Raw genomic sequence first — 17,242 nt, 5'->3', positions numbered from 1 at the left:
TGTGGAAGCGGCGCGGGGTCCGGCTCAGACCGAGACCGCGGACGGCTTGCCCAGGTCGCCGGACAGCTCGTCGTCCGGCCCGGGCCTGCCCCTGCCGAGGAAGCCGTAGGTCGCTCCGGCCAGCAGCCCGCCGCCGACCAGGTTGCCGAGCCCCACGAGCAGCAGGTTGCGGGCGAAGTGGCCGGCGGTGGCGCCCGGGAGGTGCTCCATCAGGCCCAGCCAGTAGTAGGTCATGTTGGCCACGACGTGTTCGAAGCCGGAGCCGACGAAGGCCAGGAGGCACCAGAAGACCAGGGCCAGCTTGGCACCGTCGGACCTGGTCCGCGCGGAGGTCCACACCGCCAGGCACACCAGGAAGTTGCACAGCACGCCACGGAAGAACAGCGCCGTGCCGGACTCGGCGGCCTTCGTCTTCATCAGGCTCGCCAGCAGTGCCATCGCGGGCGCGGGATGACCGGGTGCGGCGCCGGCGTCGAGCACTCCGCTCTCGTACACCAGCCAGGAGAACAGGGCGGAGCCGAGGAGGTTGCCGATGTACGACCCGACGATCAGTGCCACGGCGTTGGCGACGGTGGTGCGCCGGGCGGCGATGCCGTGGACGGAGGTCATCATGTTCCCGGTCGTCAGCTCGGCACCGGCGAAGATCACCAGTGTCAGCGCGATGCCGAAGACCGCGCCCTCGACCAGCTTGGTGTAGGGCGACCCGGCGGCCTGGAGGGGACCCGCCACGGTCAGCAGCAGCACCGCGGCGACGCCGATGTACGCACCGGCCAGCATCGAGCTGACCAGGTAGCCGGCCGGGCTGCGCAGACCTCGGACCTTGTCCGCCGCGGTCTGACCCTGATCGGCCAGGGCCTCGGCTATGGGGATGGGCATGATGTCACCTCTTCACGAACCGGTGTTGCATGTGTACGAACCGGTGTTGCATGTGTCTGGACACACCCTGACTGTCCGCCGACGAGATGACATCACTAGAACGAGCGATTCGCCTCCCGGTTCGCCCCGCGGCTCCGGCAGCCGCGCCGGTGGGCCCGCAGGGCGACGCGGGAGGCGGACCGCTCAGTAGGAGAACCGCTGGATCTGCCGGTCCTGCGGGCCGTACGTCCAGCCGGTCCTGGTCGCGGGATCCAGCTGGACGGCGTTCTCGGCGCCGCCGTGGGCCGCGACGGTGAAGCCGGTCAGCGTGCGGACCACCGCGCCGGTCCTCAGGTCGACCACCGCGAGCTGACCGGTGGCGTTGTTGTCGGGCACCCACATGCCGGCCCCGAAGTACGGGGTGCCGGCCGGTGTCGGGAACGAGACCACGGCGACCCGGTGGGCGCCGTCCACCGCGAGCGCGGATGCCTTGCCCAGCCGGACGGCGACGGGGTCGGCCGCCTTGCCGGTCGTCTCGTCCGACGCGCCCAGCACGGTCGTGGGGACGATGTTGACGCTGCCCACGGTGGCCGAGAGGTTGAACAGTGATCCGGCCCCGTCCGAAGCGATGCCGTGGCTGCATCCGGAGGTGGTGTCCAGGCCGGTCACCGTCCGGGTCGCGAGGTCGACGCGCGCCGGTACGGACGCGCCCAGGCAGTTGAACGGACCGGCCGCCTTGGCCAGGAAGACGTCCCCGGTGGAGGAGTCGAACGCCAGCAGGCCGTAGGCCCCGGGAGCCGCACCGGCCGGGTCGGCCTGGACGGGTTCGGCCGGGGTGCCCGTGGCGAGGTCGACGGGCAGGACCAGGTCGGCGTGGTCACCGGCCCGGTGCAGGAGCAGCGCGCCGCGGGCGTGAACGGTGTCCACCCGGCCGGTGACGTAGGTGTAGTCGGCCGCCGGCAGTGTGGTGACGCCCGTGCGGGAGCCGGTGCGGGTGTTCCAGGTCTCCACCCGCACATCCCCGGTGTCGGTGCCACGGTGGACCAGCAGCACCCGGTCGGCGGTCGCCCCGACGACCTCGTAGGAGGAGCCGGAGGCCGGATCCGAGGTGATGACGTCGCCGTAGCGTCCGGTCGCCGGCGTGTAGTGGCGGACCTCCGCGCCGCCCGAGGGGAGGGCGAGGGAGACGACGGAGCGGGAGCCGGCCGCGGCGAAGCCCGTCACCGTGGCCTCGCCGGGGGCGAGCCCGTCGTCGAAGGCCAGCGACGACACCGGGGAGGCCTGCCCGAGCACCTGTCCGTCCCGGCCCAGGGCCAGCACCCGGACGGTGTAGTCCTGCGAGCTGCCCAGAGCCAGGGCCGCCGCGTCGAGCCGGACCGAGCCCGAGGTGGCGGGCAGCGTCCGGTGCAGCACGGAGGGGCCGTTCACACCGTCGTGGTCCAGGCGGGTGCCGTTGGGATTGCTGAACGTGTTGAACGTGCCGTGGAGGGTGGGGGCCGGGGCGGAGAACTCCACCTCGGCGGCCCGTGCTCCGCGCACCGACCGTACGTCGTAGCGGACCGTGAAGGAGGCGGCGGCGCGGGAGACCTCCGCCGCGTGCCCGGCCCTTGCCCCGGTACCGGTCAGGAGCGGGGCCGGCGGACGGTCCGCGGCGCTGCCGCCGCCGACGCGCACCGGGGCGAACTCGCCGTAGGTGACGCGCTGCGGGTTGCCGCCGAAGCCCTGCTGGGCGATCCCGATGCCGTAGATGCCGCCGCCGGCGGCGAAGGCGTGCGCGGGGATGGTGACCGTTCCCCTGGCCGAGGTCAGCGCCTGGTGCCAGCCGGCGGTGAACAGGGGGGCGAGCTGCGGGTTCCAGTGGCCGGCCGTGGACACGACCAGGGTCGGGTCGGAGAGGGACGCGACACCGGTGAGGTCGTAGGAGACGGTCACCGGACGGCCGGCGTCGACCGTCGCGGGCGCCTCGGGGGCGGTGGCCTCCGCGTAGGTGCCGTCGCTGGGGCCGACGACGAGGGTGCGGGTGACGCTCGCACGGGTACGGCCGCCCGTCAGCACCCGGTACGTCACCGTGACCTCGCGGTCCGTCGAGGAGACCAGGGGCAGGCCGGCCGCGGTCAGGAGCCGGGCCGGTGTCACGCGTATCGCCGGGCCGGCGGAGCGGAAGACCGTCGAGCCGACCGTCAGGGTGTACTCGGCGTGGCCGACCGGGCCGGTGACGTCCCCGGCGAAGGTGACCGGTCCGGTCAGACCCTCGCCGTCGCCGCCCGAGGAACGGTCCCCGAGGTCGATGCGGCCGGGGTCGGTGGTCTCCGTGAAGGCGCCGCCGAGACCGCCGACGGTGACGCGGTGGGCGACGGACAGACGGACCAGCGAGGGCGGTCCGGCCGGCCCGCCCAGCGCCTTCTCGACGGCCGCCGTCACGTCGATCTGCGGGCCGACGTGGAGGTTCCGGTCGATCTGGGGCGGGGTGGCGACCGCGCGACCCGTCTCCACCAGGAGCTTTCGTACCTGAGTGGGCGTCAGGTGGTGGCCGCCGAGCCGTCCGGCTTGCAGGACGACCGCGGCCGCGGCGGCGATCTCGGGGGCAGAGGCCGAGGTTCCGCCGTTGAGGGCCACCGAGACGTCCCGCGCGGAGCCGCCGGACGGGTGGGAGAAGGCGAGGATGTTGTCGCTGGGCGCCGAGAGGTCGACCCGGCTGCCGAAACCGGAGGAGAAGGTGCCGAAACCGCTGATCCGGGTCTCGGCGACGGTGGCCTCGCCCCGCTGCCCCGAGGCGAGGGTGTCGTCCAGGGTGGTGCCGCCGGCGGCTGTCGCGCCGCTGTCGGGGACCCTGGTGGGGGTGGTGGACGCGGCGTCGTCGTCGATGGCGGTGGCCGAACGGCCGTCCGCCGCCAGGTCCGTGGCGGTGCTGCCGCCGTCGGGCCCGACGGCGGCGGGCGTGTACAGCCGGGTGCCGTCGTTGGAGGAGATGGACACCACGATGCCGTCGTCGTGGACGAGGGAGGTGACGATGGAGCGGATGACCGGGTCGTCCTCCAGGTAACGCCCGGGGAAGCCCTCGGCGTCGGTGCCGAAGCCGAGGCTGGCCGTGATGACGTCGGGCCTCGGCGACTGGTGGGCGGCGGCGAGCAGGGCACCCGCGATGCGGTCGGTGGTGGGCTGCTCCGGTACGACGAGCCGGTAACCGGCGCCCGGTGCGATGCCGAGGAGATCCGTGTAGCCGCTGCCGGTGGCCCCGGGCCGCTGCCGGTCGTGCGGGAGCGGTGCCATCACGCTGAAGTCCAGCAGGACTTCGTCGAGAGCCGGGTCCTGGTTCTCGGTGGAGGCGGTGCCGTCCAGGCCGCCGCCGTCCTTGGCGACGTAGGCGGGGATCAGCGGCATCGAGGGCAGATCGAGGTAGCGCTGTCCGTCCTTGAGGACGGTGGTAGGGCCGTGGGAGCGTACGTAGGCGTCGCCGGCGTCGGCCATCGACTGGTCGGTGAGATCGCCGATGGAGACGTTGGTGATGATCTCTCCGGCCCCCGGCTGCTGTCCGTGGCTCCGCTGGAGCAGGGAGAAGGCGCCGACCGCGTTCACCCCGCCGGAGTTGAGCAGGGCCTGCGCGGACGTGGTGAGGGCGTCGTTGGACGGCACCGCGTCCGTGGCTCCCGTACCGGTGCGCCCGCCCGGCACCGCCGCCGCTCCGGACGCCGCCGGGAAGGCGCGGACGACCGCCGGGTCCAGCGGACGCGCCCCCGTGTTCATCGTGTTGACGTACCGGTCGGGTTCGGCGCCGGCGATGCCGGGCGTACCCCGCAGGGCGCGGGCGACCGCGGCGGAGTCCCGCTCCCCGGTACTCAGGACGTAGGTCCGGGACGCCACGGTCCCGGCTCCCCGGACCACCGGACGCAGCGACCTCGCGCCGACCGAGCGGAACTTGGCGTCGAGAGCCGGATCGCCGGTCTTCGGCAGCCGCGCGGCGACCCGGGTCCCGGGCACGGGCGCGCCGGTGACCGACGTGGCCGGGTCCAGGGTGACCAGGACCTGACCGGGCACCACGCCCTCCCGTTGCGGGCTGTGGCGCAGGGAGGACGGCGTCGCCGCCGTGCGGACCGGCGCCGAGGGGGCGCTGGGCTCCGCCGCGCGCGCGGGAAGCGCCACCGTGGCACCCGCGGCGGTCAGGAGGAGGACGGCGCAGGCCCGGACGAGCCTGTGCGCCGGGGGACTTGCGTGTGGCATGAGGGCACCTTCTGCTGATGTCCGATGCGCGCGCACGGCATGTCACCGCGCGGAACGCACGACAGGGACGTGCGCCCGCACATCTCGGCAGGACGACGCCCCTTTCTGCGGCGAAGATGCCAAGGGGACCGGTGTGGCGCAAGGATGCCGGTGCGGCCGGATCACGCCAGGTGGCGGCCGGTGGCCAGAACGACCGGAGCGGAAATGGAACTTGACGTCCTAGGACTCGGCGATGAAACACAACGCGTCTACACGGCGCTGGTCGGTCTGCCCCGGAGCACCGCTTCACAGGTGGCGGACGCCTGCGGGACCAGCACGAGCACGGCGGCGCGGCTGCTGACCGTCCTGGTGAAGGCCGGTCTCGCGACCAGGTCGGCGGGACGGCCCCCGCACTTCACCGCCGCCGCGCCCGACGTGGCGGTCACCGAGCTGATCCGGCAACGCGAGCGGCAGCTCGACGCGGCCCGCTCGCTGGTGCGCCGGCTGGCCGAGACACACCGGGAAGCCTCCCGGATCGGCGACCCCAGCATCGCGGTGGAACTGCTCAGCGGACACGAGGACATCAGCGCCGCCGTCCGCCGGCTCACCGCCGGTGCCCGCCGGGAGATCCGCGCGTTCGACCGGCCGCCCTACGTGAACCGGCCCGGCAGCGACCTGGAGCACCAGCGCGGCCGGCAGCGCACCGGCGTCACCCACCGCGTGGTCTACGACCGGGCCGCGGTGGACTGGCCGGGCCGCCTGCGCGACGACATCCTGCCCAGCATCCGGTTCGGCGAACAGGCGCGGGTGCTCGCGCGGTTGCCGATGAAGCTGGTGATCGCCGACGACACCTCGGCGGTCATTCCCTTCAGCCTCGCGCCGGGCGGGCACCAGACCGCCTACCTGATCCACCGCTCCCCGATGCTCACCGCGCTGGAAGCGCTCTTCGAAGCGGAGTGGCAGCGTGCGGCACCGCTCCAGGACACCGGGCCGCGAAGCGGCCGGCCCGACGGACCCGACCCCGACACCCTCGCGCTCGTCAGACTGCTGGCGTCCGGATGCTCGGACACGGTGATCGCCCGCACCCAGGGCTGGAGCGCGCGCACCACCCAGCGCCGCATCCACCGGCTGATGACCGAACTGGGCGCGGCCACCCGCTTCCAGGCCGCGGCACAGGCCGCACGTCGCGGATGGCTGGGGTGACCCCCGGGGAGGGCGCCCCACAGGCCGGGGCCGGTCCTCACCCCGCATGTGGCGTGCCGTAGGAGAACTCGTACCCGGCGAAGTCCGCGACATGGACGTACCCGATGCGCTGGTAGAGGGCGTTGCTCGTGGGGTTGTCCGGATCCGCGAACAGGACGACGTCCGTCGCGCCCGCGGCCAGCGCGGCCCTGCTCACCTCGGCCGTCACGGCCCCCGCGTAACCGCGGCCACGGAGGTGGGCCGGGGTGTAGACGGGGTCCACCCGGACCATGCCGCCGACCATCGAGGTCGCGGCCGCCATCGAGACGGGGGCGCCCTGCGGGGTCTCCCAGAACGTGAAGTGCCGGTCGCCGAACCGCGAGTCGTCCCAGGAGCCGGCGTCGATCAGGTCGATGGAGCGCTGTTCCCCGACGTCGACACAGAACTCACGGCACCAGCGCACGACGTGCTCACGGTCCCTGGCGCCCGTGACGCGGCCCCGGCCCTCCGGGTGCGGCCGCGGCGGGGTGAGCGTGCCGAGGCGGTAGAGACGCGTCCGCCAGAAAGGTGTCGGCGCCGCGCCCGTGTGCCGCTGCCACGCCTCGGCGAACGCACCAGCGGTGTCGTGGTCCGCGATGACGTTGGCGGGGGTGTGGCCGAGGCCGGCCAGCAGAGCGGCGAGGGCGTCGGCCTGCTCGGCCGAGAGGGGGGTGAGGCCCAAGCGGCAGTGCGGAGTGCGATAGAAGACCGCGCGTACTTCGCCTCCTGACTCCAGCCGGCCGAAAACGGCGGTCTCGGCAGCACGATCGGCTGCCTTCCGTGTCCGCAGCTTCTCGATGTCCGTCAGCGGCGTGTTGTGCAGGGCGGGGCGCGAGCACAGGAAGTCCCCGGCTCGGGCGAGGAAGTCGTCGACGTCTTGGGTGAGGTGCCAGTCATCCGGGAGCATGCTTCATGGTCCCGGATGCGGCCGGCAGGGCGTAGAGGGGCGCGGGCCGGCGTGGTGTCGCTGTCGGGGCCGGTCCCGTGACCATCCGCCGCGCGGCGATGACCGATCATGGTCGGCATGTCACTCATAGCATCCGTCGTGGTGTGGGCCATCGCCTGCCTCCACGCCTGCATCCTCGTCCTGGAGATGTTCCTGTGGACCGGCCCGAGAGCCCGGGCCGCCTTCGGGACCACTGCCGAGTTCGCCTCCCGGACGAAGACGCTCGCGGCCAACCAGGGTCTGTACAACGGATTTCTCGCCGCCGGCCTGGCGTGGGGCGCGGTGGCCTCCGACCCCGTGGGTTTCCAGGTGAAGGTGTTCTTCCTGGTGTGCGTCGCGGTGGCCGGCCTGTACGGAGCGGCCACCTCCAGCCGGCGGATCCTGTACGTCCAGACCCTGCCGGCGGCCGTGGGCCTCGCGTTGGTGTTCCTCGCGCACTGACCGAGACCCTGCCGGCCCGACGCGCCGGCCTGTGCCGGGCCGAGGCTGTGTCAAGCCCCCTCCACAGGTTGGCCCCACGCGTCCGCGCAGGGTGCCACCGGCGTGGCGGGCGCCAATTGACTTCCGTTTGGGATTCCGTTCCCTGAGCGTTCAACCGGTGCTTGCTGTCGGTGTCGTGTGAGCTTCCTAGGGTCCTTGAGGCTTTTCCGAAAGAAGGGGCTCATGGACTCACAGCTCGCGGTACGGGCGCGCGGCATCACCAAGTGTTTCGGTGATGTCGTCGCGCTCGACGGCGTGGATCTGGACGTGGCGCGGGGACAGATCCACGGGCTGGTCGGACCCAACGGTGCCGGCAAGACGACGCTGCTCGGCCTCCTTCTCGGCCTCGCCGTGGCCGACAGCGGCAGCCTGAAGATCCTGGGCACGCCGGTGGGCCGCGCGTTCGAGGCGCCCGGCGGTGTCTCCGGGTTCGTGGACGGGCCAGGGCTGTACCCCTCGCTCACCGCCCGGCAGAACCTCGCCGCGCTCGCCGCTCTGCGCGGCGACGACACGCGGTCGGCGGGGATCGACGACGCCCTGGACCAGGTCGGGCTCACGGACGTCGCCGACGAACGCACCCGCGGCTTCTCCCTGGGCATGCGCCAACGCCTCGGTCTCGCCGCGGCCCTGCTCACCAGGCCGCGGCTGCTCATCCTGGACGAGCCCTCCAACGGCCTGGACCCGGCCGGGAAGAAGCACGTCCACGGTGTCCTCACCCGGCTCGCCCGGGAGGGCACGAGTGTCGTGCTCTCCAGCCACCGGATGGACGACCTGGAGGCCCTGTGCTCCGAGGTCACCATCCTCGCCACCGGACGGATCGTCTTCTCCGGGCCGCTGGGCGAACTGGCCGCCGAGAACCGTGAACTGGACTACCGGCTGGTCACGTCCGACCCGGAACGCGCACGCCGGCTGGCCGCCGACGCGCCGGGCATCCGCCTGGCCGACGACACCGTGGGACGTCAGGGCGGAGATGCGCTCGTGGTGCGCGCGCTGGTGCCCGCTCTCGACGACCTGGTGGTACGGCTCGTCCGCGAGGGCATCGCCCTGCGCGAACTCGCCCCGGTCGTCTCCCCGCTGGAGGCGGCGTTCCTGGCCCTGACCGAGCAGCAGAAGCCGGACGGCCATCAGCGGGACGGCGTCGATGTCCCGCGGCAGTCGGATGCCCGGCAGCGGGACGGCGCCGACGCCCCTCAGCAGTCCGACGCCCAGCAGCAGGAGGCCGGTCGATGACCGCAACGCCGACCCCTACCGGAACCACGCCCCCGACCCCTACCGGAACCACGCCCCCGACCCCCGCCCCCACCGCCGTACCCCCTGCGCACACCACCGCGTCAGGCCGTGTGACAGTTGCCCGAAGCTACCGCTTCGAGGTCGTCAAGCTCCTCTCCCAGTGGCGGATCCGCCTGCTGCTCCTCGCCTGCTGGATCGTGCCGGCGCTCTTCGTGGCCGGGGTGAGCCGGCAGAGCACGCTGCCCACGGACACCCTCTTCGGCCGCTGGATGCACGCCACCGGCTGGGCCGGTCCGCTGGTGACGCTCGGTTTCGCCGGCACCTGGGCGCTCCCGCTGCTCACCTCCGTCGTCGCCGGTGACGTCTTCGCCTCCGAGGACCGGCTCGGCACCTGGCGCCACCTCCTGGTCGCCGTCCGTTCGCCCCGGCGGATCTTCGCGGCGAAGGCACTGGCCGGCCTCACCGTCATCCTGCTGCTCGTGGCCGGGCTGGCCCTCTCCAGCACGGTGGGAGGGCTGGTGGCCGTCGGTGACCAGCCGCTGGTCGGCCTCGACGGCCACCTGCTCACGCCGGGGGACGCCGCCGGCACGGTCCTGTCCGCCTGGGCCGGTGTGCTCGCCCCGACCCTGGCCCTCGCCGGGATCGGCCTGCTCGGGTCGGTCGCTCTGGGGCGCTCCCCGATGGGTCTGCTGCTGCCCGCGCTGGTCGCGCTGGCGATGCAGCTCGCCCAGATGCTGCCGCTCCCCGTCGCCGTACGCCTCGCCCTGCCCGGCGACGCCTTCCTCACCTGGAACGGCCTGTTCACCAGCCCGGCGCAGCTCACCCCGCTCCTCATAGGCATCGTTGTCAGTCTGCTGTGGGCCGTGACGGCGACGGCGCTGGCCTATGTCCTCTTCCTGCGGCGCGACTTCACCAACCCCACCGACGACGGCTCGGCGCGCCGTGCGGTCACCCTGGCCGCCCTGCCGCTCGCCGGGCTGCTGGCCGTGACGGTCGCGGTCGTGGCGGCGACGACCACGGCCACCGGCTCCGGGATCGAGCAGGCGAAGGTGCAGCGCGCGCTCGCCACGGAGTTCGCCCACCTGTACCGCCTGCAGACCGAGCAGCTGCACCGGCCCGCCGTCACCGAGGCGCAGCTCAAGACCTCGGCGGCGTGCACGAAGGCCGGTGTCCAGGACGGCGCCCGTGGCCCGGGCAACGACTGGCGGTGCGTCGTCTCCTGGCACCTGCCGGGCGTCGCGGCCACCGGGTCGGCCGTCTACCAGCTCGACATCACGGCGGACGGGCGGTTCGTCGCCGACGGTGACGGACCGAAGGAAGTGAACGGCTACTTCCTGGTGCGGACCTCCACCGGAGACGCACCGAACCCGCTGTGGCAGTTCGACGGCAACGTCGACCTGCTATCCGCCTCCCCGGACTCCCGGACCCCCTGAGTCTTCCTCTCCGGCCACCCCCCAACTCCTCCTCATCCCCAGGGAATCACGCATGCAGATAACACGCCGCCGTCGGCAGGCCGAGAAGAAGTACTACGACCTGCTGGGCAGACGTGTCAGCCGCCGGGCCACGCTGGTCACGGCATGCATCACCACGGCCGCCCTGGCCACCGGCACCGCCGTCGCGGAAACCCGCCAGTTCGGCACCGAGCAGGTCGGCCAGGTCACCGACAAGGGCCAGGTCGTCTCCGCCGACCAGTACATCGCCCCGTACGGTGACCGCCTCGTCATCAACGACGGCAAGATCATGTCGTCGACGGTCAGCCCGGACGGCAGCCACCTCGCCGCCTCGGTCACCGACGGCGACGCCTCGCTGGTCGTCGTGGACCTCGCGACCGGGCAGATCAAGCAGCGCGTCGGCACCAACGCCGCCGACGACCTGCGCATCAGCAGCAACGCCGTCGGCCAGGAAGGCCCGGTGTACTCGCCCGGCGGCAAGCAGCTGTGGCTGGGCCAGCTCGACGGCTACACCAAGTTCACCGTGAACGAGGACGGCACCCTCGCCAACCCGGTGGCCGTCAAGATCCCGGCCGACGGCAGCAAGCAGGCCCTGGCCGCCGCGGCCGTGTTCTCGGCCGACGGCTCCACCGTGTACGCCGCGGTCAATGGCCAGAACCGGGTGGTCGCGATCGACGCGGCGACCGGAACCGTCAAGCAGAGCTGGACGGTGGGCAACGCCCCGCGCGGCATGGCCCGCGTCGGCGACAAGCTCTACGTCAGCAACGAGGGCGGCCGGGCCGCGAAGGCCGGCGAGTCCACGCTCAACTCCTACGGCACCCAGGTGCCGGCCGACCCGAAGACCGGCGCCACCACCACCGGCACGGTCAGCGTCATCGACCTGGCCGACCCGTCCGCCGCCGTCGGCACCATCGACGTCGGCCTGCACCCGACCGCCGTGTACGCCCAGCGCGGCGCGGTGTTCGTCACCAACACCGCCGACAACAACGTGTCGGTCATCGACACCGCCAAGGGCAAGGTCGTCCAGACCATCGCGACCCAGCCGTGGCCGGAGGCCTCGGTCGGCTACGAGCCCGACGCGGTGACCCTCACCGACGACGGCCGGCTGCTGGTGACGCTCGGCCGCGCCAACGCCGTCGCCGTCTACCGCTACACCTCCCCGCAGGAACCGGTCAGCTACGTCGGCCTCCTCCCGACGGACTACTTCCCCGCCGAGATCACCACCGTGGGCAAGAAGGTCGTCGTCTCCAACACCCGCGGCATCGACGCGCGCCGCCCCGCCGCAGCCGGCCACGGCACCCACGACACGACCTCCAGCCTGACGCAGTTCACCCTGCCCAGCGACCGTGTCATCCGCTCCCAGACCGAGAAGGTCTTCCAGCAGAACGGCTGGACCGCCAACTCCGTGCGGCTGGCCAAGGGCCACGGCAACGGCAACGCCAAGCCCCAGCCGGTCCCGACGCGGATCGGCGACCCCTCGACGATCAAGCACGTCTTCCTGATCGTCAAGGAGAACCGCACCTACGACCAGGTCCTCGGTGACGTCCCCCAGGGCAACGGCGACCCGTCGCTGACGCAGTTCGGCGAGAACGTCACGCCGAACCAGCACGCGCTGGCCGAGCAGTTCGGGCTGTACGACAACACCTACGACATCGGCACCAACTCCGCCGAGGGCCACAACTGGCTCATGCAGGCCGACAACCCCGAGTACACCGAGTCCTCGGCCGGCGAGTACAAGCGCAGCTACGACACCGAGGACGACGCCCTCGGCCACCAGAAGACCGGTTTCCTGTGGTCGGGCGCGCAGGCGGCCGGCAAGTCGGTGCGCAACTTCGGTGAGTTCCAGCAGTTCCTGACCAAGCCGTCGGGCGCCAGCTGGCAGAACCTGTACTGCGACGCCAAGAACATGGACGCGACCGGTCAGGCCACCGCCTACCCGCTGAACTCGTCCTCGCCGATCCCGTCGCTCAACAACGTCTCGGTGCCCGGCTTCCCGAAGTTCGACACCAGCGTCCCGGACCTGTACCGGTACGAGATCTGGAAGCAGGACTTCGAGAAGAACGGCCCGGCGAACCTCAACATGTTCTGGCTCTCCAGCGACCACACCGGTGGTCCGGCGAGCCCGGCCGCCCAGGTCGCCGACAACGACCTCGCCACCGGCAAGATCATCGACAAGATCTCGCACAGCAAGTACTGGAAGGACTCGGCGATCTTCGTCGTCGAGGACGACTCCCAGGCCGGCCTGGACCACGTCGACGGCCACCGCGCCCCGGTCCAGATCATCAGCCCCTGGGCCCAGCACGGCACGGTCGACAGCCGCTACTACTCGCAGATCACGATGATCCGCACCATCGAGCAGATCCTCGGGATCCACCCGATGAACCAGAAGGACAGCGCGGCGACCCCGATGCGGAGCGCGTTCACCAAGCGCCCCGACTACACGCCGTTCACCGCCCTGCCCAACCGCACCTCACTGACGGACGGCGTGAAGACGCCGCCGTCCTGCGGCGTGGACACCCCCGCCGCACAGGACCCCAAGGCCGCGGCCGTGCCGTCGGCGAAGGTGCCGGCGGACAAGAAGTCCCTCGCCGCCGCCTGGGACGCCTGGAAGTCCAAGCAGCACCTGACCGGCCCCCACGCCATCCCCGACTACGCCAACCCGGCCCAGATGAACCACCTCACCTGGTACCAGACCCACAACTGGGCGCGCCCGTACCCCGGCGAGAAGAAGATCTACGCCCCGAACGACGTACCCGGCGCCTACATCCCGTCGGCGGAGTCCGACGGCTGACGGCCGGCACGCGCTGATGTGAACCAGCGGGGCCCCTGGCAGAACGACCGTCTGCCGGGGGCCCTTTGCGTACCAGAGGTCACTGACCGCATGACGCGGCTCGCTCGACTCACACTGTGCTTGATGCTCTGCCGGCAAGAACTCGTTGCCGGGCCAGTTGGACGGCGGCGCTGAGAGCCTCGGAGTCGAAGGACCCGTCGTGGCGTCGCCCGTTGACGAAGAACGTGGGCGTTCCCACAGCGCCGCTGAGATCCGCCGAGCTCACGTCCTCTTCTATCCGCCGCAGTCCCCGCCGGTCCTTCATATGAGCGCGGAACGCTTCGACGTCCAGCCCCAGCTGCGTCGCGTACCGGACCAGGTCCGCGGCAGTGAGCTGATCCTGGTGCGCCAGGAGCAGGTCGTGCATCTCCCAGAACCTGCCCTGGTCCCCCGCGGCCTCGGCGGCTTCTGCCGCCAACTGCGCGTGCGGGTGCACATCCGGGAGCGGCAGATGGCGCCAGACGTACCTCACGTCGTCGAGATCCGTCAGCATCTCGCGCAGAGCCGCTTCGGCCCGACCGCAGTGGGGACACTCGAAGTCCCCGTACTCGACGACGGTGATCTCGGCGTCGACCGGACCGCGTATGCGGTCGCGTATGGCGTCCACCGGGGTGACCAGATCGGTGAGCGGGCGGGCCCGTCCCAGCAGCGCACGGGCACGGCGTCGCGGGGACATGAGCTTCAGGACCCCGGTGGTGATCCACCCGGACACCATGGCTCCGGCAAGAGTCGACAGAATGGCTGTCCGCGCGTACGCGAGGTCCTCCCCGGTGAATGCCTTGGAGGCGATGAGCAGCGACACGGTGAACGCCGCCCCCGACACGGCGCCCCCCACCGTCGCGGCGCCCCAGCCGACGTTGGGTCGCAGCCGACCGCCGGACAGGGCCGTCACCAGGGACAGTGAACCGACCACCCCGACGATCTTGCCCACGAGATATCCGCAGATGATGCCCCAGGTGATGGGCGAAGCGAAAGCCGCGGAGACCGTCCTGACGCTGAGCGGCACCCCGGAGTTGGCGACCGCGAAGAGAGGGAGAACCGCACAGTTCACCCAGGGGGTGAACTTGCGCTGGAGATGATCGTTCTGCGAGATGGCGGCCACGAGACCGCGTACCGCCGTCTGCTGCATCTCCGCGGTCGGCTGCTCCCGGAAGTCCCGCACCAGGCCGGTGGCGCGTTCGAGATCGTCGCGTCCGGCCGGCGCGGTGATCACCAGCAGGCCCACCGTCAGACCGGTCACGACGGGATCGACTCCTGCCTTGAGGAGCGCGCACCACATCACCAGGGAGACCGTGCAGCACACGACGCCGCTACGGAAGTTCGCCAGACGCATGCAGATGATGACCCCGGCGGCCGAAGACGCGATCAGGAAGGGGACGACCCGGAAATTCCCGCCGTAGAACACGGCGATGACCACGAGTGCCACGACGTCGTCCATCACCGAGATGGACAGCATGAAAGCGCGCAGCGAGGACGGCAGTCGAGCTCCGACCAGTGAGAGGATCGCCAGGGCGAAGGCGGTGTCGGTGGACATGGCGACACCCCAGCCGTGCACACTCGTCAGGCCGGCGTTGAAGGCGACGAAGACGAGCGCGGGCACCGCCATGCTGCCCACACCACCGATCGCGCAGAGGACCACCCATTTACGGTCCCGCAGCTCGCCCTTGTCGAGCTCACGGCGCGCGTCCAGCCCGACGAGGAAGAAGAACAGCGCCATGAAGCCGCTGTTGATCCACTCGCGCAGTGTCAACCCGAGCGAGAAGGGCCCGACGGTGACGGACAGCCGAGCGGACCACGTGGCCTCGTACGTGTCCAGGCTCGTGTTCGCCCAGGCCAGCGCCGCCAGCACCGCCACGATGAGAAATGCCGTGCCGCCGGTTTCCGACCGTGTGAACGCGCGCCAGCGCTGGAGAGCCATATCCGATCCAATCGAGCAGTAGTGCACCGGGACCGTGGGGTACCGCCGGCATGGCCGGCACCCCGCGCGCCGGGCAGGACGTCAGCCGACCCGACTGGGCCGGCTCAGTCGTCGTACGCGGTGGACAGGCTCAGCTCGCGCCAGGTGTCGAGCTCTCGCCTGACGAGGTCCAGCTTCGCCTGGACACGGTTGACGCTGTCCGCGCCGAGTTGCAGGCGCAGCGGCGGTTCCTCCGTCCCGGCGAGCGTCAGGACGGCTTGCGCCGCCTTCGCGGGGTCGCCGGGCTGTGAACCACTGGCCGCCAGGAACGCGGGCCGGCCCGAGTGCACCGTCGCCTCGTAGGCGCCGAGCGGCTCGGCGGCCGTGACGCGGATGCTCGACTCGTCCAGGAAATCGGTACGGAACGCGCCCGGCTCCACGACGTGGACGGTCACGCCGCTGCCCGCGAGCTCGGCGGCGAGGGACTCGGTGACGGCCTCCACCGCGAACTTCGTGGCGGCGTAGATGCCTGAACCGGGCAGTGCGGTGAAGCCGCCCACCGAACTGATGTTGATGACACGGCCGGACCGCTGGCGACGCAGCACCGGGAGAACCTGCCGCGTGACGTTGAGGAGACCGAAGAAGTTCACGTCGAAGAGGTCGCGGGCCTCCTCGTCACTGGTCTCCTCCACAGGGCCGAGCAGGCCGTAGCCGGCGTTGTTCACGAGCACGTCGATACGTCCGAAGCGTGCGACAGCCGCCTCCACCGCCGCGCCGGCCATGCCCTCGTCCCGCACGTCGAGCGGGACCACGAGGACCTGGTCAGAGGGCAGGTCGGCCACGGAGTCCGGGGTTCGGACAGCGGCCACGACCTGGTCACCGGCGGCGACAGCGGCCTCGACGATGGCGCGGCCCAGGCCACGGGAAGCGCCAGTGACAAACCAGACTGACATCACTTGTCTCCTACACTCGCTTGCTTACGGAGCACGGTTGTGCAGTTCGAAGATGGTGACTGACTCGGGAGGCTTCCAGGGTGTGCCACGACCTCCCTGACCGGGAATGCGGCGTCTAGCCTGGACGGCATGAAGGAGCGCAACGAGCTGGGGCAGTACCTCAAGGCCAGGCGTGCCCGGATCACCCCGGCGCAGGCCGGACTCATGGAAGGCACCGGTTACCGGCGGGTACCAGGACTGCGCCGTGAGGAGGTCGCCGCACTCGCCGGCCTCAGCGCCGACTACTACGCACGGCTGGAGCAGGGCCGGGAGCGGCACCCCTCGCCCAGCGTGCTGAAAGCGCTGGCCAGAGTGCTGCAACTGAATCCCGACGCCCAGCGTTACCTCTTCGCCCTCGCCTCCCCCGATGCGGTCGGCGAGTCCGCCGGGCCCGCCGACCGGGAGCCCGGGCCCAATCTGCTGGCCCTGCTGGACGACTGGAGCGCCCATCCGGCCATCGTCACGGACCGCTGCATGAACGTGGTCGCGGCGAACGCGCTCGGTGCCGCCCTCTACGACGGTCACCCGCACCGGGACAACCTGGCCCGCCTGCTCTTCATCGATGACGCCTCCCGCACCTTCTTCCGTGACTGGGAGACGGTCGCGGCCTCCACCGTCGCCTCACTGCGGGCCGCCGCCAGTCATCGCCTCGGCGACCCCGAACTGAGGTCCCTCGTCGGCGAGCTCACGCTGCACAGCGAGGACTTCACCCGCCACTGGCGGCGGGCGGAGGTGCGCGAGAAGACGTCGGGCACGCTGCTGCTGCGGCATCCGCTGGTCGGCGACCTGGACCTCGCCTACGAGACGCTCCGGCCCAGTGCCTCCCCTGACCTGCTGGTCAAGGTCTACCGGGCGCGGCCGGAGACGAGCACGCGCGACCGGCTCGCCATCCTCGGCAGCCTCAGTGCCGCCCCCCGGCCCGGAGAGCGGCCCTCCGGTTCCGGCCGGCCCCGGTCCGGCAGCGAGGAGAGGACCGCCGAACCGCCCTCCGGTCCGTTCGCCTGACCTGTCGTGCCCATGCGGAGCCGCGCCGGCGGAGAGGGTGAGGACCGCGCGGTGACCGGGGTCCGGGTGGTCCGCGGTCGTATGCCCGCGGGCGAGTGCCCCGGCCGGCGGTGCCGCCGCGTGCCGGGCCGCCCCGGC

At 71.8% G+C, this 17,242-nt stretch carries 11 protein-coding genes; 6 read left to right on the top strand and 5 right to left on the bottom strand.

Annotated elements, in window-relative coordinates:
- Positions 1-24: 24 nt before the first annotated feature.
- A complete protein-coding gene (locus ACH4LD_RS35820; RefSeq protein WP_398057347.1) occupies positions 25-876 on the bottom strand; it encodes a formate/nitrite transporter family protein in 852 nt (283 codons plus the stop codon).
- 183 nt (positions 877-1,059) lie between these two features.
- Complete coding sequence (locus ACH4LD_RS35815; RefSeq protein WP_398057348.1) at positions 1,060-5,073, bottom strand: S8 family serine peptidase; 4,014 nt, start codon at positions 5,071-5,073, stop codon at positions 1,060-1,062.
- Between the two features lie 204 nt (positions 5,074-5,277).
- Between ACH4LD_RS35815 and ACH4LD_RS35810 the strand changes: the two genes are divergently transcribed.
- Entirely contained in the window at positions 5,278-6,255 is a 978-nt protein-coding gene (locus ACH4LD_RS35810; RefSeq protein WP_398057349.1) for a TrmB family transcriptional regulator, read from the top strand.
- Positions 6,256-6,292: 37 nt separating this feature from the next.
- On the opposite strand, the gene ACH4LD_RS35805 is transcribed toward ACH4LD_RS35810, so the two are convergent.
- On the bottom strand, positions 6,293-7,180 hold the full coding sequence (locus ACH4LD_RS35805; RefSeq protein ID WP_398057350.1) for a GNAT family N-acetyltransferase: 888 nt from the start codon (positions 7,178-7,180) through the stop codon (positions 6,293-6,295).
- A gap of 117 nt (positions 7,181-7,297) precedes the next feature.
- Between ACH4LD_RS35805 and ACH4LD_RS35800 the strand changes: the two genes are divergently transcribed.
- From ACH4LD_RS35800 to ACH4LD_RS35785, 4 genes are all read left to right on the top strand, one after another.
- On the top strand, positions 7,298-7,660 hold the full coding sequence (locus ACH4LD_RS35800; protein WP_398057351.1) for a DUF1304 domain-containing protein: 363 nt from the start codon (positions 7,298-7,300) through the stop codon (positions 7,658-7,660).
- 222 nt (positions 7,661-7,882) lie between these two features.
- Positions 7,883-8,929, top strand: coding sequence for an ABC transporter ATP-binding protein (locus tag ACH4LD_RS35795; RefSeq protein WP_398057352.1), 1,047 nt, complete (start codon positions 7,883-7,885; stop codon positions 8,927-8,929).
- Positions 8,926-10,362: an ABC transporter permease gene (locus ACH4LD_RS35790; protein ID WP_398057353.1), complete on the top strand. Its 1,437-nt coding sequence runs from the start codon at positions 8,926-8,928 to the stop codon at positions 10,360-10,362. The genes ACH4LD_RS35795 and ACH4LD_RS35790 overlap by 4 nt, the downstream gene beginning before the upstream one ends.
- Before the next feature lie 52 nt (positions 10,363-10,414).
- The gene (locus ACH4LD_RS35785; RefSeq protein ID WP_398057354.1) at positions 10,415-13,171 is read left to right on the top strand and encodes an alkaline phosphatase family protein; all 2,757 of its coding nucleotides are present in this window, start codon (positions 10,415-10,417) and stop codon (positions 13,169-13,171) included.
- 109 nt (positions 13,172-13,280) lie between these two features.
- On the opposite strand, the gene ACH4LD_RS35780 is transcribed toward ACH4LD_RS35785, so the two are convergent.
- The gene (locus ACH4LD_RS35780; RefSeq protein ID WP_398057355.1) at positions 13,281-15,128 is read right to left on the bottom strand and encodes a Na+/H+ antiporter NhaA; all 1,848 of its coding nucleotides are present in this window, start codon (positions 15,126-15,128) and stop codon (positions 13,281-13,283) included.
- A 104-nt stretch (positions 15,129-15,232) separates the two neighbouring features.
- Entirely contained in the window at positions 15,233-16,060 is an 828-nt protein-coding gene (locus tag ACH4LD_RS35775; RefSeq protein ID WP_398057356.1) for an oxidoreductase, read from the bottom strand.
- 129 nt (positions 16,061-16,189) lie between these two features.
- On the opposite strand from ACH4LD_RS35775, the gene ACH4LD_RS35770 reads away from it, so the two are divergent.
- A complete protein-coding gene (locus tag ACH4LD_RS35770) occupies positions 16,190-17,104 on the top strand; it encodes a helix-turn-helix domain-containing protein (protein WP_398057357.1) in 915 nt (304 codons plus the stop codon).
- Positions 17,105-17,242 lie beyond the last annotated feature (138 nt).

The organism is Streptomyces sp. NPDC017676, from assembly GCF_044329325.1.
Classification (GTDB): Bacteria; Actinomycetota; Actinomycetes; order Streptomycetales; family Streptomycetaceae; genus Streptomyces.
Note: the sequence above shows the minus strand (reverse complement) of the source record. Positions and strands in the feature narration are given on the sequence as shown.

Bases quoted from the DNA above. Each gene is read 5' to 3' on its own strand.
- ACH4LD_RS35775 (WP_398057356.1), bottom strand. From the start codon at position 16,060: ATGTCAGTCTGGTTTGTCACTGGCGCTTCCCGTGGCCTGGGCCGCGCC.
- ACH4LD_RS35820 (WP_398057347.1), bottom strand. From the start codon at position 876: ATGCCCATCCCCATAGCCGAGGCCCTGGCCGATCAGGGTCAGACCGCG.
- ACH4LD_RS35780 (WP_398057355.1), bottom strand. From the start codon at position 15,128: ATGGCTCTCCAGCGCTGGCGCGCGTTCACACGGTCGGAAACCGGCGGC.
- ACH4LD_RS35815 (WP_398057348.1), bottom strand. From the start codon at position 5,073: ATGCCACACGCAAGTCCCCCGGCGCACAGGCTCGTCCGGGCCTGCGCC.
- ACH4LD_RS35805 (WP_398057350.1), bottom strand. From the start codon at position 7,180: ATGCTCCCGGATGACTGGCACCTCACCCAAGACGTCGACGACTTCCTC.
- ACH4LD_RS35810 (WP_398057349.1), top strand. From the start codon at position 5,278: ATGGAACTTGACGTCCTAGGACTCGGCGATGAAACACAACGCGTCTAC.
- ACH4LD_RS35770 (WP_398057357.1), top strand. From the start codon at position 16,190: ATGAAGGAGCGCAACGAGCTGGGGCAGTACCTCAAGGCCAGGCGTGCC.
- ACH4LD_RS35795 (WP_398057352.1), top strand. From the start codon at position 7,883: ATGGACTCACAGCTCGCGGTACGGGCGCGCGGCATCACCAAGTGTTTC.
- ACH4LD_RS35800 (WP_398057351.1), top strand. From the start codon at position 7,298: ATGTCACTCATAGCATCCGTCGTGGTGTGGGCCATCGCCTGCCTCCAC.
- ACH4LD_RS35785 (WP_398057354.1), top strand. From the start codon at position 10,415: ATGCAGATAACACGCCGCCGTCGGCAGGCCGAGAAGAAGTACTACGAC.
- ACH4LD_RS35790 (WP_398057353.1), top strand. From the start codon at position 8,926: ATGACCGCAACGCCGACCCCTACCGGAACCACGCCCCCGACCCCTACC.